Source organism: Nocardia sp. NPDC051787 (assembly GCF_040681325.1).
Taxonomy (GTDB): domain Bacteria; phylum Actinomycetota; class Actinomycetes; order Mycobacteriales; family Mycobacteriaceae; genus Nocardia.
In genome coordinates, this window is the sequence record NZ_JBFAYO010000041.1 from 6,398 (window position 1) to 28,424 (window position 22,027).

The following is a 22,027-nucleotide window of genomic DNA, read 5'->3' on the forward strand; positions in this document are numbered from 1 at the left end:
CGGCCACACCGATTCCGTGCGGGATGTGGCATTCAGCCCGAACGGCACACGCATCATCTCCGGCAGCGATGATCAAACGTTGCGACTGTGGGATGCGGCCACCGGGCAACCCATCGACCCACCCCTGACCGGCCACACCGATTCCGTGCGGGATGTGGCATTCAGCCCGAACGGCACACGCATCATCTCCGGCAGCGATGATCAAACGTTGCGACTGTGGGATGCGATCACCGGGCAACCCATCGGCCCACCCCTGACCGGCCACACCGATTCCGTGTGGAGTGTGGCATTCAGCCCGAACGGCACACGCATCATCTCCGGCGGCCCCGATCAGACGCTGCGGTTCTGGGACGCGGCCACCGGACAGCCCGTCGGCGTACCGCTCTCGCCGGTGGAAGCTATTCCACTATCCCCGGAGGATGTGTGGCGGGCCGCGATGAACGACGGAGTGCCAGGGGCAGCGAACCGTCTAGCCCTTGTGAACAGCATCGCCATCGATCCGGAAGGAAAATGGATCGCCGCTGGTTACACCGACAACGTCGTACGGCTGTGGAGCCCTGCTACAGCCCGCCCGGTGAGCTTGCCCCTGGCGGGAGCCACCGACTCTGTTTGGAGTGTGGCGGCGAGTCGCGATGGGACGCGCGTTGTTTCCGGCAGCGGTGATGGCACACTCCGGATATGGGATGCCACCACTGTGGCGCTGGCCTACCACACCAATGTCTTCACGACTATGGCGTTCAGCCTGGACGGTAAACGCATCGTCTCCGGCGGCCCCGATCGAACGTTGCGCTTGTGGGATGCGGCCACCGGACAACCCATCGGCCCACCCTTGACCGGCCATACCGACACGGTCCAGAGCGTGGGTTTCAGCCCGGACGGCACACGGATCGTCTCCGGCGGCAGCGACCAGACATTGCGGTTGTGGGATGCGGCCACCGGGCAACCCATCGGCCCACCTCTGACCGGCCACACCGATTCCGTGCGGGATGTGGCATTCAGCCCGGACGGCACACGCATCGTCTCCGGCAGCCGCGACAAAACGCTGCGGTTGTGGGATGCGGCCACCGGACAACCCATCGGCCCATCCCTGATCGGCCACACCCTCCAAGTGACGACCGTGGCGTTCAGCCCAGACGGCAAACGAATTGCCTCCGGTAGCGCCGATCAGACGGTTCGGTTGTGGGATGCGGCCACCCGGCAACCCACGGGCGCGCCCCTCACCGGCCACACCAACGCCGTGGCAAGTGTGGCGTTCAGCCCAGACGGCAAGCGCATTGCCTCCAGCGGCCTCGATCAAACGGTGCGGCTGTGGGATGCGGTCGCCGGGAAACCCACGGGCGCGCCGCTGACCGGCCACACCAACGCCGTGTGGGACGTGGCGTTCAGCCCAGACGGCAAGCGCATTGCCTCCAGCGGCGGCGATCAGACGGTGCGGTTGTGGGATGCGGTCGCCGGGAAACCCATGGGCGCGCCGCTGACCGGCCACGCCAACTTCGTGACGGATGTGGCGTTCAGCCCAGACGGGAACCGTATCGTGTCGGCCAGCCTGGATAGCACCCTGAAAATGTGGCCGATTTTCGCCCCGTCGGTCGAAGACCTGTGCGCGAAACTTCCCTCGAATATGAGCCACAAGCAGTGGCGTGAAACGGTGCAGGCGAGGATCGACTACATCGAACTCTGCCCAGGACTTCCCATCAGTCCCGACAACAGCGACTGACTTCCGCGCCACACAGCGCGGTGGTCACGATGCGGAGATCGTCCGGGCTGGCGGTCTCGGCAGTAGGGGCGGGCCGACCGTGCTGAGTGCCGGAGACCTTTCGATGGTCGCGAAAATGTACAGCTGAAGTATCCCCATCACGCCGCCCGCCGGTGCACGGATTCACCGGGTGATCAACGTGCTGTGGCAGGACGAGTTGCTGTTCGACCTGAGTTCCGACGAATGCTGCACCATCCGGCGGCGCTCCGTCACCGTTGATAGATAGCACCGGTTGGCGGACGTGCCGGAGCAGGATTCCCAGCGGCACGAAGCAATTTGGTGCCGAGGGTGGTGAGCAGGTCTTTCATTTCCTGGGGTTCGATGACCTCGAAGTCGAAGTTCAAGTGCGCGATGCGGATGGCGGTCCACTCCAGGGAATCCGCCGATGTGCGCAGCAGGCAGGTCTGGGCGTCCACGGCCTCGATTTCCTCGGGACGAACACGGAAGGAGTCGACGAGCGTGTCGGCGGGGGCGTGGACGCGCAGGACCACGTGGCGGGCCGGGCGGGAGCGGGCCAGCTGGCTGGTGACGAAGCTTGCCGCGTCCGCGGCGGGGAGTGCGCGTGGCGTACAGCGTATTCCGGTGGGATGCGGGGAGGTCACGCGGTCCACGCGGAATGTGCGCCAGTCGGCGCGGTCGACGTCCCACGCCACCAGATACCAGCGGCGGCCCGCGGATACCAGGCTGTGCGGCTCGGCAAGGCGGCTGGTTTCGGCGTCGGCCTTGTCCCGGTAGTGGAAGCGGAGCCGTTCGCCGTCGCGGGCGGCGGCGGCCAGGACGACGAGGATCTCGGGGTCGATCACCGGGCCTGCGGCGGGACCGGCGAGCGACACGGTGGCGGTGTCGATCGCGTCGACCCGGCGCCGTAACCGCGACGGCAGCACCTGCTGGAGTTTCACCAGGGCGCGGGCGGCCGATTCCTCGATACCCGCGACCGCGCCTTGGGCAGCCCCGCGCAGCCCGAGCGTGATCGCCACCGCCTCCTCGTCGTCGAGCAGCAGCGGCGGCAGCGCGGCACCTGCTTGCAGCCGGTATCCGCCGACCGCGCCGAGGCTCGCGACCACCGGATACTCCAGCTCGCGCAAGCGCTCGACATCCCGGCGCACCGTCCGCACCGTGACCCCCAGCCGCGCGGCCAGTTCCGGACCGCTCCATTCGCGACGGGTCTGCAGCAGGGAGAGCAGCTGGAGCAGGCGCGCGGCGGTTTGTGTCACGCGATCGAGTATGGCCGCGAATGAGGACAGAATCCGACCTCATGGGCTCCTAGCGTGGCGGCCGTGCATGCAGATCGAGACACCATCAGGATCATCGGGGCGCGCGAGAACAATCTCCGCGACGTCTCGCTGACGATCCCCAAGGGCAAGATCGTGGTCTTCACCGGCGTCTCCGGTTCGGGGAAGTCGTCGGTGGTCTTCGGGACCGTCGCGGTCGAATCACAGCGGCAACTCAACGAGACCTTCACCTGGTTCATCCGCAATCGGCTGCCCAAATACGAGCGGCCCGAAGCCGACGTGATCGATAACCTGGCGCCAGCCGTCGTCGTCGACCAGAAGCCGATCGGCGGCAATTCGCGTTCCACGGTCGGAACCATGACCGACATCCAGTCGGTTATCCGCGTGTTGTTCTCCCGGCACGGTGTGCCCAGCGCGGGCGAAGCCACGCGCTATTCGTTCAACGATCCGCTGGGCATGTGCCCCGCATGCGGCGGGCTCGGCCACGTCGTGCGTCCGGATCTGGACAAGCTCATCGACTCCGGCAAGTCGCTCAATGCGGGCGCAATCACCTTCGCTCCCTTCGCGATCGGCACCTTCCAATGGCAGCTCTACGCCGAGTCCGGGCTGTTCGACCCGGACAAGCCGCTGCGTGAGTTCACCCCGCAGGAGTGGCAATTGTTCTTGCATGGCAGCGGTTTTCGGGTACCGCGACGCAACAGGAACGGATCGGCGGGCAACAATGCCTACGAAGGACTGCTGGAGCGGTTCGACCGGCTCTACATCAAGCGCGATCTCGCCGCGCTGTCGGACAAGAATCGCGCGGCCGCCGAGGCGGTGGTCACCGAGGAGGTCTGCCCGGACTGCGGCGGCGCCCGGCTCAACGCCGCGGCGCTGGCCAGCCGGATCGATGGGCTCGGCATCGCCGACTACGGCCGGCTGGAGGTCACCGACCTCATCGAGGTGCTCGCCGCCATCGACGATCCGGTGGCCGAGCCGATCGCGAGCGCCGCGATCGGCCGGTTGCGCCGGATCGAGGAGGTCGGGCTCGGCTATCTCTCGCTCGATCGGGAGACCTCGACCCTGTCGGGCGGCGAGGCGCAGCGCCTAAAGGTCGTGCGGCATCTCGGCTCCAGCCTGACCGGCATGACCTACATCTTCGACGAACCGAGCGTCGGCATGCATCCGCGTGACGTCGGCCGACTGAACGATCTGCTGATCCAATTGCGGGACAAGGGAAATACCGTGCTGGTGGTGGAACACTCCCCCGACGTGATCGCCGTCGCCGATCACGTGGTCGACATGGGGCCCGGCGCGGGCTCGCACGGCGGGCGGGTGGTCTTCGAGGGCACGGTCGAGCAGCTGCGCCGCGCCGGCACGTCCACCGGCGAGCGGTTGCGCCGGGCGCGCCGGATCAAGGAACGCACGCGTCGGCCGACCGGATGGTTGACCGTCACCGGCGTCGGCACCCACAACCTGAAGAATCTCACCGCGCGGTTTCCCACGGGCGTGCTCACCGCGGTGACCGGCGTCGCGGGCTCCGGGAAGAGCACGCTGGTATCCGGCGCGTTCGTCGCGGCGCATCCGCAGGTCATCGCGGTCGACCAAGCGGCGATCGCCGCCTCCCGGCGCTCCAGCCCGGCTACCTATCTCGGGATCATGGATCCGCTGCGCCAGCTGTTCGCCAAGCGGCACGGCGTGCGACCTGGCCTGTTCAGTTTCAACTCCGACGGCGCGTGCGGCGAATGCGGTGGCGCCGGCGTGATCTTCACCGACCTGGCGTACATGGATCCGGTTACCACCGTGTGCCAGATCTGTCGCGGACGCCGGTACCGGCCGGAGGTACTGGCGTACGAGATCCGCGGCGCGTCCATCGCCGACGTGCTGGAGATGACCGCCGAGCAGGCGCTCGATTTCTGGGATGAGCTGGATGACCAGCGGATTCGCACGCCGCTGCGGTCACTGCTCGACGTCGGTCTCGGCTATCTCACCCTCGGCCGCTCGCTCAGCTCGCTCTCCGGCGGAGAACGCCAGCGCATCAAACTGGCCGATCACCTCCATCGTCGCGGCGGCGTCTACGTCCTGGACGAACCGACCACCGGGCTGCACATGGCCGACGTGGACACCCTGGTCGCGCTGCTGGATCGACTGGTCGACGCGGGCAACACGGTGATCGTCATCGAACACGACCTGGACGTCGTCGCCCATGCCGACTGGGTGATCGATCTCGGACCGGACGGCGGAAAGCACGGTGGGGAGATTGTTTTCGCCGGAACGCCGTCGGCGCTGCTGGCGGATGATCGTTCTATCACCGCGGACTACCTGCGGCGCAGCGCCGCTGCCGGATGACCCGAGTGCGCGTCCACGACAGGCCGCGCACTTCGCCACAGCTCCGTAGTCCTGGCATGCGAATCCGCAGGACAGCAGTTTCGCGACGACCATGGCGGCATCATGAATGGATGACGACCCGCGAGGTGGTTCGGGCGGAGGCGTTCGCGCGGATCTACGACCCGAGCGCAGGGGAGCCGGAAGCGTGGTACATCAACGACCACACCCTGGTTCGGGACCAGGCCGGGCGATGGCACCTGTTCGGCATCACCCATCGCGAGCCGGCGGACCCGTTCGACGAAATCGAATTAGCGCACGCCTGCGCCGATCGGTTGCACGGGCCGTGGACCAAGCACCCATCCGCCTTGCGGGTCGATCGAGACTACGGGGAGACGCATCTGTGGGCGCCGTACGTGGTCGGCGCGCACGGGCAGCACTACATGTTCTACGCCGCCGGCGGCACCGACCGCACCGCCGCGGCCATGAACCTGGCCACCTCGACCGACCTGTTCCGGTGGAAGAGACTGCCGACGGGTCCGCTGTTTCACGACGGCTACGACGCTCGCGACCCGATGGTGGCGCGCGTGGGCGACCAGTGGGTGATGTACTACTGCGCGACCAGCGCCGCCACCGGTGGTCATCACGTCGTCGCCTACCGCACCAGCACAGACCTCGTGCACTGGGGTGAGCGTCATATCGCCTACACCGACCCGACGAAAGGCACCGAAGCGGGTAACACCGAATCTCCATACGTCCTGCGGCACGACGGTTGGTGGTATCTGTTCATCGGCCCTCGCCCGCATTACGTCGGCACCGACGTCTTCCGAAGCGACAGCCCGTTCCGCTTCCGCATTGGGGACAAAGTGGGCCACATCGCCGCGCACGCGGCCGAAGTGGTCCGCGAGGACGGCCGCTGGTGGATCACCAGTGCGGGCTGGGGCCAGGGTGGGGTCCACGTCGCGTCGCTGACGTTCCCGCAGTCGCGTGTGGCCAAAGCGGTTCCGCGCTAAGCGGTCCGAAGCACCCGCCACACCTTGATTTCCCGAAACGCGCCAACGAGCCCGGCCACGGCTGGTATCTGTTGATCGAGTCGAACTCTCCGACCATCCCCAACGGGAGGGACCGGCATGGCCCGTATCGGCGTTATCAGCATTTCCGATGGCCGCGACTATGTGCATGCGGGCATCGCCGATTTCATCACCTCGACCGAGGACCGTTTGGTGGCCGCGCTCACCGCGGCGGGACACGACGTGGTCCGCGGCACCGCGACGATCAGCGACAACGCACTGGCGAGCTCGGTGGCGCGCACGGTCGCCGCGGCGGGCGTCGATCTGACCGTGCTGCACTACGCGGTCTGGGCGTTCCCGCATTTCACCATGCTCGCGGCGGGCGCGACCCCCGGCCCGCTGCTGTTGCTGTCGAACATCGATCCCGTGCAGCCCGGCATGGTGGGGATGCTCGCGGCAGGTGGCGCACTCGACCAGATCGGCCGCAAGCACACCAGGCTGTGGGGCGATCCGTCCGATCCGGAGCTGATCGAGGCCATCGGCGTGCGGGCGCGGGCCGCGGCGGCCGTGTCCGGTGTGCGCGGCGCGACCTTCGGCCGCTTCGGCGGGCGGCCGATGGGCATGAACACCGCGGTCGCCAACACCGACCAGTGGCAGCGGCGCTTCGGCATCGATGTCGAGGAGATCGATCAGTGGGAGATCGTGCGCCGCGCCGAGCTCGCCGACGCCGGCGAGGCGAAGGCGGCGCGGGAATGGCTGGAGCGGCACACCGCGGGCGTGCACTACGACGGCGCGAAGCTCACGCCGGAGCTGCTGGAACGCCAGATCCGTTCGTACCTGGCGGTGCGCGAGCTGATCGCGGAATGGCGGCTGGATTTCTCCGGCATCAAAGGGCAACCCGAGCTCACCCAGTACTTCGCCACCATGGACGTCACGGAGGCGTTCCTCAACGACCCCTACGACTGGAACGGTCCGAAAGAACCGCATGTCTGCGCCACCGAGGCGGATATGGACGGCGCGCTGACGATGCAGCTGCTCAAACGGATCGCGGGCACCCCGGTGCTGTTCGCCGACGTCCGGCATTATCACGCGGACCGGGACATCTGGGATCTGTGCAATTCCGGCCAGCACGCCACCTGGTTCGCCGCGCGCAGCGCCGATCCCGCGGAGAACCTGGCGAAGGTGCACCTGTATCCGGAGGTGTTCTTCTTCCCGGCGGGCGGGGCCTCCGTGCACCATCTGGCCGCGCCGGGCCGGATGACGCTGGCACGGCTCACCCGCCTCGACGGTGACTACCGCATGCAACTGATGCTCGGCGACTTCGAAGCCTACGACCAGCAGACGAACGAAGCGCTGATGAAGCAGTCCACCTGGGAGTGGCCGCACGCCTTCGCCCGCCTGGACGCGCGAGCCGACGACTTCTTGAATCGCTTCGGCGCCAACCACATCCACGCGATACCGGGCGATCATCGGGCCGCGGTTCGCGCCGCGTGCGAGCTGCTCGACGTCACGCTGGACGAGTTCACGCGGTGACCATGTTTCTCGGCATCGATATCGGGACCTCGAGTTCCAAGGGTGTGCTGGCCGACGCCGACGGCACGATCGTGGCCAGAGCCGAACGAGCGCACGACGTCTCCATGCCCCATCCCGGGTGGGTGGAGCACGACGCGGAGACGGTGTGGTGGGCCGACTTCGTCACGCTCACCCAGGAGTTGGTGCGCGCCGCCGAGGGCGCTGCGCTCGACGGGCTCGCGGTGTCGGGGATCGGCCCGTGCCTGCTACCCGCCGACGCGGAAGGCAAGCCGCTGCGACCTGCCATCCTCTATGGCGTCGATACCAGGGCCAGCGCCGAGATCGCCGAGCTCAACGACGAATTCGGGGCGCAAGCGGTGCTCGACCGCGCGGGGTCACCGCTGACCAGCCAGGCCGTGGGCCCGAAGGCCCGGTGGCTGGCCCGGCACGAGCCGGAAATCGCCGCCCGCACCGCGATGCTGCTGATGGCGAGTTCCTTCCTGGTGCACCGGCTGACCGGCCGATACGTTCTCGACCACCAGTCGGCCAGTCAATGTGTGCCGCTGTACGACCTGCGTGCGCGCGCGTGGGCAACGGACTGGGCCGATCAGGTCGTGCCGGGATGGTCGCTGCCCGAACTGGCTTGGCCGACCGAGATCGTGGGCCACGTGACCGCCGATGCCGCGTCCGTCACCGGGCTACCAGCTGGGCTGCCGGTCACCACAGGGACCATCGATGCGTGGGCCGAGGCAGCCAGCGTCGGTGTTCGCGCCCCTGGCGATGCGATGATCATGTACGGCACCACCCTCTTCCTGGTGCAGGTGCTCACCGATCCGCGCCCGCATCCGGGCCTATGGGGCACCTGCGGCGCCTGGCCGGGCACATACACGCTCGCCGCGGGCATGGCCACCTCCGGGGCGGTCACCGACTGGCTGCGCAAGCTCGTCGGCGGCGAGTTCACCGACCTGGTCGCGGCGGCCGCCGACGTGCCGGTCGGCAGCAGAGGGTTGCTCGCGCTGCCGTACTTCGCCGGTGAGCGCACTCCCCTGTTCGATCCCGACGCCCGGGGCATCATCGCGGGATTGACGCTGGGGCACGGGCGCGCCGAACTGTATCGGGCGGTGCTGGAAGGGATCGCCTACGGAGTGCGGCACAACCTGGCGGCCATGACCGAAGCAGGCGGACAGGCGGCGCGTCTGGTCGCGGTGGGCGGCGGCACCAAGGGCGGATTGTGGACGCAGATCGTCTCCGATGTCACCGGCTTGGAGCAGCAATTACCGGCAGACACCGTGGGCGCCTGTCTCGGCGACGCTTTGCTCGCGGCCGACGCTGCCGGTGTCGACACCTCCGGGTGGAATCCCGTCGTCGACACCGTGCGGCCTCATCCTGAGCGCACCGCGAAATACGAGGAGTACTACCGGCACTACCGCGAACTCTATGAATGCACGACGAATATCGCGCATTTCCTCGCGGCCGAACACCATCGCGCCGGCACGTCTTCCTGATCGCGGATATCGATGCGACGATGCAAGGTCAACGCGCAGAACCACACGAGGATTCCATGCCGACAATCACCTTGACCCAGCACAATTTCGAATCCGTCGTCGCGTCCAACCCGATCGTGCTGGTCGATTGGTGGGCGGACTGGTGTGGGCCGTGTCAGCGTTTCGCGCCCGTGTACGAGGCGTCGTCGGACCGGCACCCGGAGATCGTGCACGGCAAGGTCGATACCGAGACCGAAGTCGCGTTGAGCACCAGCGCGCAGGTCACCCAATATCCGACGCTGATGGCCTTCCGGGAGGGGGTGCTGGTGTATTCCGAGGCGGGCGCCTTGGCGCCGGACGCGCTGGAAGGCCTGGTGCAGCAGATTCTCTGGCTGGACATGGACCGGATTCGCCGGGAACTGGCCGAGCAGAACGCGCGACAGCTCGCCACCACGGGAGCCTCCGCCAGCACACGCCGGGCCGGGCTCCCGCCGGTCTCGCCCCGATACGGCTGGCCAGGACTGTGACCACGCCGGGCGCGGATCTGTGGCGGCTGGACGGCGCGCGAACGCGATCGGTCAGCGCCGAGAACCCCACCGGAGCACCCGGCGCAGGCGCACGCGCGCTCGACGGCACCGGCGCGCACGCGGCTCGATTGCTCGGCGCCGGGTGGAAGGTATCGCCCTCGATCGCGCTCGCCGACGGCGAAACTGCCACGCTGGCCGACATTTCCGGCCCGGGAGTGATCCGGCACTTCTGGTTGACCACCGAGCGCTCCGTGCTGTGCTCCCTGACGCTGCGCGTGTACTGGGACGACGCGCCGCAGCCCGCGATCGAGCTGCCGCTCGGCGATTTCTTCTGCAACGGATGGGGCGAGCTGGCACTGCTGGCCTCGGAAATGGTGGTTGTCGCACCCGCGGGCGGCCTGAACAGCTACTGGCCCACGCCGTTTCGGCATCGGGCGCGGATCACGCTGGAAAACCGCTGCGGCCGGGAAGTTCCCGTCTACTACCAAGCGACATACACCGAGGAGGATGTTCCGGACGCCGCCGGTTATCTGCACACCCGGTGGTCGCGTACGCCCCGCTTGGGCAACCCGGCCGTGCACCCGATTCTGGACATGGTGCCGGGGCCCGGCCGCTACGTCGGCACCTACCTCGCCATTCGGCCCGGCGCGCCGGGATGGTGGGGCGAAGGCGAAGTCAAGTTCTATCTCGACGGCGACGCCGAGTACCCCACTATTTGCGGGACAGGCACCGAGGATTATTTCGGCGGCGCCTGGAATTTCGACCTCGACGGGACATATCGGACATATTGCACCCCATATCTCGGGTTGCATCAGATACTGCCGCCGGACGAAATCTATCGAGCGGACCAGCGGTTCGGGATGTATCGCTGGCACGTGCGCGATCCGATCTGTTTCGAGCGCGATCTGCGCGTCACCGTGCAGGCGCTCGGGTGGCGGGACGCGGAAACCTATCTGCCGCTGGAAGACGCCGAGATCGCGACGACCGCGTGGTGGTATCAGTCCTGAGCCGCTGAATCCGGCGGATCCGATTCCTGGAAGTCCAGCGCCAGCAGTTCGTCGGCGCGGGCCAGTGCCGCGTCCATGCCCGCGGTCAGATCGCCCATCGCGGTGAGGCTGTCCAGCAGCCCGGTGAGTTCGTCCCGCATGGCACCCAGTTCCGCGATCGCTGGATCGACCGGGTACCACGCGACCGCCTCGTGCCACCACGGATCGCCGGACAGCCAGGACCACAGCACGTCCCGCACCAGCACCGGGTCGGAGGTGTACATCTGAAAGAGCTCGTTCGTCGACCCGGCCCGGTGCTCCAGCTCGTAGACGCCGTCGGGTAGGCGCCTGGCCCGGATGTCGTGCAGGTCGGCGCGGCTGAGCTCGAGAATGGCCTGGTCCGGGCAGGGCGGTTCGTCCAGCAGGTCGCCGAGTGCGTTCTCGGTGAGTTCCGGCAGCGGTGTCCCGTCTCCCGCGCGGATGCGCACGTCGGTGGGGTCGATGCTCATCGCGTCAGTCTGCACGATGGGACGGCCGGTTACCCGAAATGCGCCATGGCGCGGCGATTCGGGTGCAAGGTGTGGATATGTCTGTGCTGGGAATGGTCAGCAGGGTCCCCGCCGGGATCGGCGATATGAGCCGAATCGGATCAGGGGTGGACGAATGACGACGGTCGCGGGAGTGGACAGCTCCACCCAATCGTGCAAAGTGGTCGTCTGCGACGCCGGCACCGGTGCGATCCTGCACCAAGCGCAGGCGGCGCACCCCGCGGGGACCGAGGTGGACCCAACCGCTTGGTGGGACGCGTTGCGCACCGCGGCCGCCGGGTTGCTCGACGGCGTCGATGCGATCGCCGTCGCGGGCCAGCAGCACGGTCTGGTCGCCTTGGACGCCGCGAGCCTTCCTGTGCGGGACGCTTTGCTGTGGAACGACATTCGCTCCGCCGAGGCCGCCGAGGAATTGATCGCGGAGCTGGGCGGGCCGCAGGCGTGGGCGGACGCGGTCGGCAACGTACCGGTGGCGGCGTTGACCATCGCCAAACTGCGCTGGATGGCCGATCACGAGCCGGAACTCGCCGACCGCACCGCGCGGGTCCTCCTACCGCACGACTACCTGACCTGGCGACTGCGCGGCGGCGAGCCGGGACGCATGCCAGAGCCGGCCACCGATCGCGGCGACGCTTCCGGCACCGGGTATTGGTCACCCAGCAGCGGCGCTTACCGCGAAGACCTGCTCACCATGGCCTTTCGCGGACGCACACCCGCGCTCCCCAGAGTGCTCGATCCCGCCGAGCCGGCGGGGCGGACGCCGTGGGGCGCGCTGGTCGCCGCGGGAACCGGAGACAACGCGGGGGCCGCACTCGGTTTGGACATCGCCGAAGGCGACGTGGTCGTCTCGCTCGGCACCAGCGGGACGGCCTTCGCCCGCTCCAGCCGCGCCTGTGCCGACCCGAGCGGCGCGGTCGCCGGATTCGCGGACGCGACCGGCGCGTTCCTCCCCCTGGTCTGCACGCTCAATGCCGCCCGCGTCCTGACCTCGACCGCCGATCTGCTCGGCGTCGACCTGCCCGCCCTCGAATCGCTGGCCGCACAGGCGTCACCGGGCGCGGACGGCGTGGTCATGCTGCCCTATCTGGCGGGTGAACGCACGCCCAACCTGCCGCACGCCACGGGCAGTCTGCACGGGTTGCGCCCGGAGGCCATGCGTCCCGCCACCATCGCCCGCGCCGCCTACGAGAGCATGCTCTGCCACCTCGCCGACGCGCTGGACCATCTCACCGGCATCGGCGTGACGCCGCGACGGGTGCTGCTCGTCGGCGGCGCCGCCCGCTCACCGCTGGTCGCGGCGATCGCCGCCCAGGTTTTCGGCGTCACGGTGACGGTGCCGCAACCGGCCGAGTACGTCGCACTCGGGGCCGCCCGGCAGGCCGCGTGGGCACTCAGTCGTGCGCCCCGGCCGCCCGTGTGGCAAACGCGCACGGTCACGGAGATCCCGGCTCCGGCCGACGCCGCGGTCGGGCAACGCATTCGGGCGCAGTACCGGCGGGCACGCCAGGCGCTCTACGACTGACCGAGGCGCCCCTTGGACCGCCTTCTTCGACTTCAGCTACGGCTCCGAGCACAGTCCAGGAAACCCTTCGGCAAAGACGCTTCATCGAGTTCATCGCGCAGGCACCCGTGGCCGATTCCCGCCTCGAGCTGGCCCGCGTGATCGCCGACGACCAGGACGTGGTCATGCACTACCGCGTGGTTGCGCCCGACGATGAGCGTGGCGCGCATCCCGGCTCGTATGCCGTTGTAACGCAGCGCCTTCCATCCGCTCAACCGCTGAGGCAGATCTCGCCCAGCCGCACCACGGTGGTAACGCCGCTGTAATCGCCACACCGCAAACACGTGTGAGCATGCAACGAAATCGCCTATTACCGAAGGGAATCCAGCTCCGTGTGGCAGCTGTATCGAGCAGTACTCTGCACCGACGACCATCGCCTGCTCGGCTACGTCGAGGCGGGCGCGAAGCTCATGGAACATGCCAGGATCGGCCACCACCTCGTCCAAGGAGTCGAGCGGCTGCTCGAGACGCCCGCCCGGGTGGTGTGGGCTGGTCACGCGGCTCCGCGAGGTCAACCGGACGGCGAAAACCTCTACTGGGCAGCAAATTCCGTCGCGGCACTGGTAGCGCCCGAGCACGGCGCCGTCGGCCGCTACCTGCTCAATCACGACCTGCGGGTCTTCGTGGACAAGGCGACCGTACTGGAAAACGACGCCCGTCACCGCATCCACCCGCTACCTTTGCTCACCGCGGAACCAGCGCCGGACACCGGCAGCACCGTCGGCGACCACACCCTCCTCGGCTCTTGGGCGTATGCCCTGGTGTCGGTGCGCGACATCGCGCCGGCGGGATTCGAGCAAATGAAGTTCGACTTGGTCGAACGGCGCACCTGATCAGCGGGTTATCGACGGCTTGTCCGCCGTTGAAACAAACAGGCGGTGCGCCAGCTTTCGATCAGCTATGCATTGCCGCACCAATAACACCGGTCAGTCGTCCAAACTTTGTAAACACGACACGTAGGGCGCGGTCGCAGACTGTGTCGATGAAAACCACAGCGCCCGGCCCGAGTTATCGGAAGCAATTGACGTAACCGATGGTAACATATATCGGCCGTTGCTCGATAATTACCGCGGGCGCTGCCATCACCTTGGTAGGCTGATAGCCTACCTGCCGCAGCTATCCCAGGACTGCAATGTATTCGCACAGAAGGCTTGCAACTGCGACGCTCCGTCTCGGATTGGTCTCAGTGCACATTTCGTTAGCCCAAACGCTGAACGAGGATTCACGTTCATGGGCGGAAACACTGATTCCAGACACTCGCGATACATTTGTCGTGGAAGAACTCCAGCGGCACTTCGAGAGTGCCATCGGCCGACTCGCCAAGGCGCTGGACTCCATCCACTCAACGTGGCCCGACGATATCAATACTGAGACATACAATTATGTCTTGGACAGATTGACCGCATTGATAACCCAGCAGACCGGAAAGATCGAGGCACATCGCGATCTGTCCACAGCCACGGTCAGCGACATAATACGACTCCTCGAGCCTCGCCTTATCGCACAATGGCGTGACGACGCAGACAGCGATGTGCGCCATCTGATAAGTCAAGCCGCTCTGACGCTGTGCAGTCATGTACTACTGGCCTGGATAACCGCGATACCGAGCATCTCCACCGATGTCGCATGGGTCAGCATGACCGCCACACCGCGACTTATAGACAATACTGTCGACGCTCTCAAAAACGTTCGCCTCCCCGGTTTGTTGACGATTGGAACGGCGAGAATAGTTGAGATGCAGCGACAAGACGTTTTGTATTCGCTGCGTTACATGAAGCTATTCGGATTGCCGGTCGATGTCCGGTATCGCACGGTGCCGATATCCGTTTCCCATCTAGCGGCTAGGGTCTCCGAAGGAGATGGTTACGGTGGTGAATCCATCTCGCTTGAGCGAATATTGATGTCTCCTGGCCTGCATGGGCTCGGGCCCAGCCGCCGGGTGCCCAGCCGCCAAGGGCGCAGCGCCACGGAATTACCTGCGAAAATTGGACTGCGACTTGTAATTACCGGCAAAGCGGGCTATGGGAAAACCACCGCTGTTCAGTGGCTCGCGTACAGGGCTGCGCGCGGAAGGCTCCGTATCTTCGACGAGGGGCGTAGGAAAGTCCTACCTCTGTTTGTTCAGCTCAGAGATGTCGTGACAACAAAGTATGCCCCGGACGACAAGGCGTTGCTGTATGGAAAGCAGATTCGGAATGAAGCGCAACCGGATTGGTTGGATAAATGCAGGGGCGAGGTGACACCGCTTATACTGCTCGATGGCTGGGATGAGATGTCAGAGGCCGGGTGCGCAGGCGCATCAGCGTGGGTGGAAAGTCTGGCAACACGGTATCCAGAAGCACATATCTTGATCACATCAAGGCCGGACGGCATGCCCCATAGCGACCTGATCCGTCGCCTCCATTTCCGACAGGTCAAGATACTTCCACTCGGCCCTCCAGATGCATTGGCCCTCATCCAGCGTTGGTTCAAGGGCCTCGCTGAGCTGTTGAATGACAGCGACGACGTCAGATTGGTCGATTTGGACCGGGCGGAACGAGATCTGCTGCACGATCTACGATCGCCCGCTATGCAGGATATGGTCGATACGCCACTCATTGCCTCGATGCTGAGCTGTTTATACACCAGCAGTGGACGTAGGTCTCCTGCACATAAGGGGTGGTTATACACCAACGTAGTGAACGCTCTGCTCGATCGACGTGAGCGGGAGCGGGGTATGAGTTCTATAAGTTCCTCCGACTGGGCAGCCAAAGAATTGGGTGCCAAGCTCAGGCTGGTAGGCGCTATCGCGCAAAATATGGCCGAGAACCGCAGACATAGTATTGCGATAGAGAAGAGCTCCAGTTCAGGCGAAAATAATTGCGTAGATTCTATATTGTCGCAGGCACTGCCACTGGTAGGCGAGAGCAGCCACGAGGCACGGCGTTGGCGAGACGCCATCCTTTCGAGAAGCATTGTTTTACAGAAAGTGTCCAGGAATGACGCCGAGTTCGTGCATCGGAGTATTCAAGATTACTTGACCGCAAAAGTGGCACAATTGGACGGTGATGTCGAACGCATTCTACGACTTGCCGAGTCCGGACAATGGTCGCTTCTCCCCTTTGCATGCTATGAATCGGGCCTTCCCACCGCAGACCGAATCATTTTGTGGTTGCTCGACAAATTGGAAGAATCCACCACACAGATTGCCGGTAGAAATCTTCGTCTCCTGGTTGTCGAGTGTGTCGGATCGGCTTCATCTGGACTTTCCGAATCGGTTCGCACCCGAGCAGATGCGGCTGTCGCGTCTTTGTTTCCGCCGCGGGATATCAGTGAAGTCAAGGTGATGGCCGCGCTTGGAAACCACGCCGTCCCATATCTGCGATCGGCGCATAACGCCGGTGTCGAGTCCCGTAGACTGGCGATCCAGACATTATGTCGTATCGGATCCGACCTTGCCATAGATGAGTTGGCCCGATACGCACGGTCCGGCAGGTACACGGACTTGGGCGAAATTTCCAAGGGAATAGAGTGGTTCAACCCAAAGAGATACACTGAGCGAGTTCTGTCACAATTGGAGCAGAATTTTTCAGTAATTGCGACCGGAGATGAGTATCTTGACGCTCTCGACCGTGCACCGAAGTTGAGCGAGTTGGTGCTCTATGGATTTCCGCTATCGCATCATACGAGGGCAGTTGTGAAGAGCTTGCGGCGGCTTCGACAGTTGAGGATCAAGGACTGTCCAGCGATAGGTCCGCTCGATTGGACCTACTCGTTGGAGGATCTGAAATTTATTTCGATATCTGGGTCCAAATATGAGGATGCACACGAAAAAGAAGGCGACCCGCTGACATTCTTTCAGCAGCGTCGCGTAGCTTTGGGTCCGGCCAGTCTCTGGGCTATTCATTTGGATAGAATAAGCCTCGATGGCTTGGATTGGGATGCCCTGTTGGGGGACAAGTCCGAGCTCAGGATTCTCTATCTATCCAACCTCAAGGGCGATAGGTCAACTATTCCGTCAACCGCCACATCGGCTCTGTATCGGCTGAGAACTGTTTCGGTACCCGAGAATGTTCGCTTCGAGTCACTGTCATTCCTTTCTCGTAGTAGAGAGTTGTCCCGACTTGAGCTCGGGTACGAACTTCGAGACTCCGATTTGCTCCAGCTTGCTGGATGTAGATCGTTGAGGTACGTCGATATACATTTTTCCGCAAGTTTTTCTCCTTCGCATGCCGACAACAGATCCGATGCCAGCGCCGAAGAAGCGCGTGTATCTCTCGACGATCTGGTTTCCACATTATCCAGTGTCCGGAGTCTCAAGATGCACAATCCGCCCGAGGCTTTGCTCGAGCTGATATGGAAGATTCCAAGCATCGAATCGATTCATTTGGTTAGTGCGCATTTCTCTATGGCCACAGTGGACGAATTCAGTGCAAATCTCAGACGGTTGTCTTTTACTGATTGCACGTTGATCTATGACACGGCAATCTCGGAGATTCCCAATCTCGAGCAGCTGGTTTGGAGTTCGGGTGTTTTGGGCAGTCTGAGTAATCTTCCAAGATGTCCGAGGCTCAGCTCTCTTATCGTTGAAGACGACGAATCCTTGACCTCTCTCGAGGGCCTCGAGTGGTTGCCAAATGGATGTTACGTGCACCTGATCGGCACGCCCGAAAAGCTTGATCCAGCGCCTTTGGTATCCTTGGAGCAGAGGTGCTTTCTACGATATGAGCCCGCAGGGGACAGCGAATGGGATTCCGTCGGCATGTACATAGACTTCGCCGTTTCATGATCGAGCCGTCCAACTGATATGAGCAGAAAAGCATACTATGACGATTGACGGAATGATCGTCCCATTATTGATCGCATCCCCTGGTGACGTGGCCGCAGAGCGTGATGTGGTGGAGCGAGTAGTCCACGAATGGAATGCCACACACTCGACCGAATCCGGTGTGGTTCTGCTGCCACTCAGATGGGAAATGAACGCCATTTCGGATCTTCATCTCGATCCGCAAGAGGCTATAAATGACCAACTAGTGCGATTCGCGGATATAGTTGTCGTCCTTTTCAGTGCGCGTTTGGGTACACCGACTCCACGGGCCCTGTCCGGAACAGTCGAAGAGTTGGATCAAGCAATACGTAACGGCGTGCGAGTGCACGGGTTCTTCAATGGAGGGCCCCTTCCCCCTGACTCGCAGTTGGATCTCGAGCAGTTGGCTTCGTTGCGCAAGTTCAAGAATGAGTGGAAGCGGCGCGGCCTCTGGTCAGAATATGTGGATCTCGAGGCATTGTCGGTCAGCGTGATGAGGACAATTTCAAGAGACGTGTCCCTGCTGACCAAAGAGCGCCGAGTCGGGGCTGGGGTCGGCAGCTCTGCGAAGTTTTCGGTCGAATACCATCTGGACGGCGACAAGTCCGTGGGCGCAGCAACTTCTTATGCTCATGTGGAGCTCTGCAATGTAAGTGCATACACGGCGGAGGCTGTTAGGTTCGAGATTCTGGCTGATGATGACAGAATGCCACCGATATCCGGCTTACAAATGCACGACTCGAATCTCGCTCCAGGCGAGAGAGTAATTGTTCCACTCTATCCATCTTTTGCAATGTCGGAATCTATCCGAATTTTGATTCGGTGGCGAGAGGGGTTGCGCAGCTTTGAAGTATCTGTTCCACTGACGAGGTCGCGGGGATGAGACGGGAACTCACGTCACGACATTCGCCCGGATGGGATAGTCTCGCAGTCCCGTCAGTCGGCTGATGCTGGGCCCTTCTCCTCCGTTGAGCCGGAGCGGTATTCGGCCTCGGCGAGTTCCTTCAACGTCAGCAACTGTTTGCGCATCATGATGACGTCACCGAGCGCCAGCGCCACCGCGATGGGTTTGGGTCCGCCGAAACGTATCCGGACCACCAGCCTGGTCCCCGCCTCTTCGGGACGAACCGCATAGGTGACGCAGATCTTGCCGGTGATCAGCGTGATGTGCCGGCCGAGGACGAAGGAGTCCAGGTCGAACTGCGACATGAAACGCTGTCCCACTGCCAATTCGGTGAGTCCCGGATCGCGCCGGCGCGGGCTGGACTTGCCGAAATTGTCCAGCAGGTCGTAGCTGTAGGGAGCGATGCGCAACTGGCACAGCCAGGCGAAGACGAGTGCGGGTGGCGCCGCGATGCTGATCGCGCGGTCGGCCTGAAATCCACCGGGCTGCCGTTCGTCGCACGGTAGCGGTGCCTCACATTCGGCCTCGGTGGCGCCCCAAACCCTGCCGGGAATCATGCCGCCGCCGCGATTCGACGCAGCATCCTACGCACCGCCATGCGGTGGCCGCCGGTGCCGATGACCAGGGCACGATAGACCTTGCCGGACAGTCCGGGGAATTCGGCGAAGCTCCGCGCGCGGACGCGCGTCCGGCTCGGACCCTCCTCGTCCAATTCGAAGATCAACTGGTACTTCGAGAACCAGTGCTCGCCCCGCAACGCCAAGCGACGCGGCTCCTCGGCGGATTCCAGGGCGAATCCGCCGCCCACCGACGACGGATCGTGCGGATCTTTGCAGACGACTTTCAGCACCGCTTTCCACGCTCGATCCCGGTTCGCGTCGACCGATCTGGCATGCTCATCTATGTAGGACAACCGCTCCATATAGAAGGAACGTACTAGTAGATGGCGCCACCCCGCAAGCACGACACCGACGTGATCCTCGACGCAGCACGCACCCTGGTGCTCGCCGACGGACCCCGCGCGGCCAGTGTGTCCGCGATCGCCGAGGCCAGCGGCGCTCCGGTGGGCACGCTGTATCACCGCTTCGGCAACCGCAACGGTGTGCTCACCGCCGCATGGTTGCGCGCGCTGCGGCGTTTCCAGGACCGCACACTTGCCGCGGCCGACGAGTCCGACCCGGTCGAGGCCGGTGTCGCGATGGCGCGGGCCGCCCTGCGGTTCGGGCGCGAATTACCCGAGGACGCGCGGCTTCTGCTGAACCTGCGACCCAGCGATCTGCTCGATGGCGGCCCCGACGTGGAGTTCAACGCCACCTTGGCTGAGATGAACGCACCGTTGATCGAGCATCTGCGTCGCGTCACGCACGCGTTGTTCGGCCGCGACGGCGAGCGCGAGATCGACGCGGTCACCCGGGCGATCGTCGACCTTCCTTACGCGGCGCTGCGTCGCCACGCCCACGCCCCTGCGCTGCCCGAATGGCTGGAAGACGACGTGACCGCCGCCGCCCGCACCCTGCTGACCTCCTACCGAAGCTGACTACTCCGGCGCCCCGGTCGTCGGCGTCTCGATCAGCACGGGAATGAGTTCGTCGAGATCGGAGATCACTTCGGAGGCCAATCGCAGCGCATCGGCGGCGGGCGGGTATTCCGGACGCGGGGCCGCGATGACGCGCATACCCGCGGCGTAAGCCGAGCGCAGCCCGTTGCTCGAATCCTCCACGGCGACACAGTCGGTGGGCCGTTGACGCAGGAACGTCGCTACCGTCAGGTAGACGTCCGGCGCGGGCTTTCCACGATCGACTTCCTCGGTGGAGAACGTGACGGTGAAGAATTCGATCAGACCGGTACGGCCGAGCACGCTATCGATCAGGGCACGGGGCGACGAGCTGGCCAGTCCGAGCGGCCAGCGTTCGCTGATCCGCTGCACGGCCTCGACCGCGCCCGGCAGCAGCGGGACGCCCTCGTCGTAGTGCTCGGCCATCCGGTCGACCACCTCACGGGCGACGGTCTCCGGCGGCTCACCGACGCCGAGCTCACCGCTGAGGTACTCCGACCATTCACCGGTGCTCATCCCCATCAGCCGCCGCTGGGTGTCGGGCAGCCACTGTCCACCCTTCTCCGCGACATACGCGCGCCGCACGCGCTCCCACACCGGCTCGGAGTCGATGAGGACGCCGTCCATGTCGAAGACGACCGCCGTAACACCCATGCACACAAAACCTTTCACCAGACGAAGAGGTCGATCGAGGCCGAGTCCCGCACCCGGCCGCCGGAACCGCGCCGAGCCACTCGGAGCTACGCGATAGCCGATCGCGCACCAGCCTAGGCGGCTGCCTCGCCTTCGTTCGGCTGGCGCGCGTGAAGAGGGACCAATCCGGCGGTACAGCACGCCACCGGAGGACCCGGCACCCGCCCAGCGAACATTCACCAGACAACCTATAACGTGTTCTCATGAACGAACCGCAGACCGGCGACGCGGTGCCGAGCAAGGAGCACCACGAGGGCGGGTTCCGCCCGATGCCGGAACTCATCGCCGCCCACGAGGCCGCCAAGGACGACATCTCCCGCGGCGGGCCCCACTACGGCCGGTTCATCGAACAGGTCCGCGGCCTGATGGACCGTGTTCGCCTGGCCAGTCCCTCCGACGACCTGGCGGTAGAGGCGATCGGCCTGCTCAAGCAGCTGAACGACAAGCTCGACGACGCCCTCGTGGACGAGTGGTCGACCCCGAACTGGACCCGCTTCGACCTGCCCGCCTGTGGCAACATCACTCTGCCACCGTTCGTCATCGACCACGTCGACGAACATGGCGTCGACGCCCGCATCACCTTCCGCACCTACCACCTCGGCGGCAACACCGCCGCCCACGGCGGCCAGATCGCCATCGCCTTCGACGACCTACTCGGTATGGCCGCCGCCGTCCACGCGGGCGCGGTAACCAGAACCGCCTCCCTCACCGTCGACTACCGCTCCATCACCCCACTGAACACCGAACTGAAGGTGCGCACGTGGGCCGAACGCCAGGAAGGACGCAAGGTCTACGTCCGCGCCACCCTGCACGACGGCGACCGCCTATGCGCCGAGGCCAACGGCCTGTTCATCGTCCTCAAACCCGGTCAACCCTGACCTGCGGAGCGGTGTCGGAGGATCGGTTCGTCGCTGTGGCATGCGCCAGTCCTGCATGAATAGCCGTGCGGCCGTCGAGCAGGCGACAAAATCCAGACGCAGACCGCGTTCGCCGGACCGGATCCGCTGCTGCGACACGTCCGCACCCGTGTCCGGTCACCACAGACCAATGGTGTGATCGAGCGGTTCTTCGGCACCTTGAAATACGAGCGCCTTTTTCGCGGCGTCATCGCCGACGGCGACGCCCTGGACATGGAGGTCCACCGATTCCGGATCCTCTACAACACGATC

19 protein-coding genes and 2 pseudogenes are annotated in these 22,027 nt (G+C 64.7%); 16 read left to right on the plus strand and 5 right to left on the minus strand.

Features of this window, described 5'->3' with window-relative positions:
* A pseudogene (locus AB0M45_RS30400) lies at window positions 1-340 on the plus strand (hypothetical protein); the annotation flags it as partial.
* A 138-nt stretch (window positions 341-478) separates the two neighbouring features.
* Complete coding sequence (locus AB0M45_RS30405) at window positions 479-1,717, plus strand: WD40 repeat domain-containing protein (protein WP_364336336.1); 1,239 nt, start codon at window positions 479-481, stop codon at window positions 1,715-1,717.
* Between the two features lie 248 nt (window positions 1,718-1,965).
* Here the strand turns inward: AB0M45_RS30405 and AB0M45_RS30410 are convergent, their stop codons facing one another.
* On the minus strand, window positions 1,966-2,970 hold the full coding sequence (locus tag AB0M45_RS30410) for a YafY family protein (protein WP_364336264.1): 1,005 nt from the start codon (window positions 2,968-2,970) through the stop codon (window positions 1,966-1,968).
* 63 nt (window positions 2,971-3,033) lie between these two features.
* On the opposite strand from AB0M45_RS30410, the gene AB0M45_RS30415 reads away from it, so the two are divergent.
* The 6 genes from AB0M45_RS30415 to AB0M45_RS30440 all read left to right on the plus strand — a co-directional run bounded on the left by AB0M45_RS30415 (window position 3,034) and on the right by AB0M45_RS30440 (window position 10,832).
* A complete protein-coding gene (locus AB0M45_RS30415) occupies window positions 3,034-5,316 on the plus strand; it encodes an excinuclease ABC subunit UvrA (RefSeq protein ID WP_364336266.1) in 2,283 nt (760 codons plus the stop codon).
* A 110-nt stretch (window positions 5,317-5,426) separates the two neighbouring features.
* Window positions 5,427-6,305 carry a glycosyl hydrolase family 32 gene (locus AB0M45_RS30420; RefSeq protein WP_364336268.1) on the plus strand — a complete coding sequence of 293 codons (879 nt, stop codon included), beginning with the start codon at window positions 5,427-5,429 and terminating at the stop codon, window positions 6,303-6,305.
* A 117-nt stretch (window positions 6,306-6,422) separates the two neighbouring features.
* A complete protein-coding gene (locus AB0M45_RS30425) occupies window positions 6,423-7,835 on the plus strand; it encodes an L-fucose/L-arabinose isomerase family protein (protein WP_364336270.1) in 1,413 nt (470 codons plus the stop codon).
* 2 nt (window positions 7,836-7,837) lie between these two features.
* Window positions 7,838-9,319 (plus strand): FGGY-family carbohydrate kinase, encoded by a 1,482-nt coding sequence (locus AB0M45_RS30430; protein WP_364336338.1) that lies wholly within the window; start codon window positions 7,838-7,840, stop codon window positions 9,317-9,319.
* A 56-nt stretch (window positions 9,320-9,375) separates the two neighbouring features.
* On the plus strand, window positions 9,376-9,825 hold the full coding sequence (locus AB0M45_RS30435) for a thioredoxin domain-containing protein (RefSeq protein ID WP_364336272.1): 450 nt from the start codon (window positions 9,376-9,378) through the stop codon (window positions 9,823-9,825).
* Window positions 9,822-10,832 (plus strand): glycoside hydrolase family 172 protein, encoded by a 1,011-nt coding sequence (locus AB0M45_RS30440; protein ID WP_364336274.1) that lies wholly within the window; start codon window positions 9,822-9,824, stop codon window positions 10,830-10,832. The genes AB0M45_RS30435 and AB0M45_RS30440 overlap by 4 nt, the downstream gene beginning before the upstream one ends.
* On the opposite strand, the gene AB0M45_RS30445 is transcribed toward AB0M45_RS30440, so the two are convergent.
* Complete coding sequence (locus AB0M45_RS30445) at window positions 10,823-11,320, minus strand: hypothetical protein (protein ID WP_364336276.1); 498 nt, start codon at window positions 11,318-11,320, stop codon at window positions 10,823-10,825. The genes AB0M45_RS30440 and AB0M45_RS30445 overlap by 10 nt on opposite strands.
* A gap of 154 nt (window positions 11,321-11,474) precedes the next feature.
* Here AB0M45_RS30445 and xylB point away from each other — a divergent pair, with 154 nt between their 5' ends.
* The 5 genes from xylB to AB0M45_RS30470 all read left to right on the plus strand — a co-directional run bounded on the left by xylB (window position 11,475) and on the right by AB0M45_RS30470 (window position 18,589).
* Window positions 11,475-12,881 (plus strand): xylulokinase, encoded by a 1,407-nt coding sequence (gene xylB / locus AB0M45_RS30450; RefSeq protein ID WP_364336278.1) that lies wholly within the window; start codon window positions 11,475-11,477, stop codon window positions 12,879-12,881.
* A gap of 107 nt (window positions 12,882-12,988) precedes the next feature.
* Window positions 12,989-13,186 (plus strand): hypothetical protein, encoded by a 198-nt coding sequence (locus tag AB0M45_RS30455; protein WP_364336280.1) that lies wholly within the window; start codon window positions 12,989-12,991, stop codon window positions 13,184-13,186.
* Window positions 13,187-13,252: 66 nt separating this feature from the next.
* A complete protein-coding gene (locus AB0M45_RS30460; RefSeq protein ID WP_364336282.1) occupies window positions 13,253-13,753 on the plus strand; it encodes a hypothetical protein in 501 nt (166 codons plus the stop codon).
* Window positions 13,754-14,106: 353 nt separating this feature from the next.
* The gene (locus AB0M45_RS30465; RefSeq protein ID WP_364336284.1) at window positions 14,107-17,688 is read left to right on the plus strand and encodes an NACHT domain-containing protein; all 3,582 of its coding nucleotides are present in this window, start codon (window positions 14,107-14,109) and stop codon (window positions 17,686-17,688) included.
* Window positions 17,689-17,725: 37 nt separating this feature from the next.
* Entirely contained in the window at window positions 17,726-18,589 is an 864-nt protein-coding gene (locus AB0M45_RS30470) for a hypothetical protein (RefSeq protein WP_364336286.1), read from the plus strand.
* Between the two features lie 53 nt (window positions 18,590-18,642).
* Here AB0M45_RS30470 and AB0M45_RS30475 read toward each other — a convergent pair whose 3' ends face one another.
* Together AB0M45_RS30475 and AB0M45_RS30480 are read right to left on the minus strand one after the other, a co-directional pair.
* A complete protein-coding gene (locus AB0M45_RS30475) occupies window positions 18,643-19,167 on the minus strand; it encodes a hypothetical protein (RefSeq protein WP_364336288.1) in 525 nt (174 codons plus the stop codon).
* A complete protein-coding gene (locus tag AB0M45_RS30480) occupies window positions 19,164-19,532 on the minus strand; it encodes a hypothetical protein (RefSeq protein ID WP_364336290.1) in 369 nt (122 codons plus the stop codon). The genes AB0M45_RS30475 and AB0M45_RS30480 overlap by 4 nt, the downstream gene beginning before the upstream one ends.
* 21 nt (window positions 19,533-19,553) lie before the next feature.
* On the opposite strand from AB0M45_RS30480, the gene AB0M45_RS30485 reads away from it, so the two are divergent.
* Window positions 19,554-20,147 (plus strand): helix-turn-helix domain-containing protein, encoded by a 594-nt coding sequence (locus AB0M45_RS30485; RefSeq protein WP_364336292.1) that lies wholly within the window; start codon window positions 19,554-19,556, stop codon window positions 20,145-20,147.
* Here the strand turns inward: AB0M45_RS30485 and AB0M45_RS30490 are convergent, their stop codons facing one another.
* Entirely contained in the window at window positions 20,148-20,819 is a 672-nt protein-coding gene (locus AB0M45_RS30490) for an HAD family phosphatase (protein WP_364336294.1), read from the minus strand.
* A 242-nt stretch (window positions 20,820-21,061) separates the two neighbouring features.
* Between AB0M45_RS30490 and AB0M45_RS30495 the strand changes: the two genes are divergently transcribed.
* The gene (locus AB0M45_RS30495; RefSeq protein ID WP_364336296.1) at window positions 21,062-21,736 is read left to right on the plus strand and encodes a PaaI family thioesterase; all 675 of its coding nucleotides are present in this window, start codon (window positions 21,062-21,064) and stop codon (window positions 21,734-21,736) included.
* A gap of 174 nt (window positions 21,737-21,910) precedes the next feature.
* Window positions 21,911-21,973 (plus strand): annotated as a pseudogene (locus tag AB0M45_RS30500) (hypothetical protein); the annotation flags it as partial.
* Window positions 21,974-22,027 lie beyond the last annotated feature (54 nt).

Excerpts from the sequence above, each read along its gene's own strand:
- AB0M45_RS30420 (WP_364336268.1), top strand. The coding sequence starts at position 5,427 with ATGACGACCCGCGAGGTGGTTCGGGCGGAGGCGTTCGCGCGGATCTAC.
- AB0M45_RS30425 (WP_364336270.1), top strand. The coding sequence starts at position 6,423 with ATGGCCCGTATCGGCGTTATCAGCATTTCCGATGGCCGCGACTATGTG.
- AB0M45_RS30430 (WP_364336338.1), top strand. The coding sequence starts at position 7,838 with ATGTTTCTCGGCATCGATATCGGGACCTCGAGTTCCAAGGGTGTGCTG.
- AB0M45_RS30435 (WP_364336272.1), top strand. The coding sequence starts at position 9,376 with ATGCCGACAATCACCTTGACCCAGCACAATTTCGAATCCGTCGTCGCG.
- AB0M45_RS30445 (WP_364336276.1), bottom strand. The coding sequence starts at position 11,320 with ATGAGCATCGACCCCACCGACGTGCGCATCCGCGCGGGAGACGGGACA.
- xylB (WP_364336278.1), top strand. The coding sequence starts at position 11,475 with ATGACGACGGTCGCGGGAGTGGACAGCTCCACCCAATCGTGCAAAGTG.
- AB0M45_RS30470 (WP_364336286.1), top strand. The coding sequence starts at position 17,726 with ATGACGATTGACGGAATGATCGTCCCATTATTGATCGCATCCCCTGGT.
- AB0M45_RS30475 (WP_364336288.1), bottom strand. The coding sequence starts at position 19,167 with ATGATTCCCGGCAGGGTTTGGGGCGCCACCGAGGCCGAATGTGAGGCA.
- AB0M45_RS30480 (WP_364336290.1), bottom strand. The coding sequence starts at position 19,532 with ATGGAGCGGTTGTCCTACATAGATGAGCATGCCAGATCGGTCGACGCG.
- AB0M45_RS30485 (WP_364336292.1), top strand. The coding sequence starts at position 19,554 with ATGGCGCCACCCCGCAAGCACGACACCGACGTGATCCTCGACGCAGCA.
- AB0M45_RS30490 (WP_364336294.1), bottom strand. The coding sequence starts at position 20,819 with ATGGGTGTTACGGCGGTCGTCTTCGACATGGACGGCGTCCTCATCGAC.
- AB0M45_RS30495 (WP_364336296.1), top strand. The coding sequence starts at position 21,062 with ATGAACGAACCGCAGACCGGCGACGCGGTGCCGAGCAAGGAGCACCAC.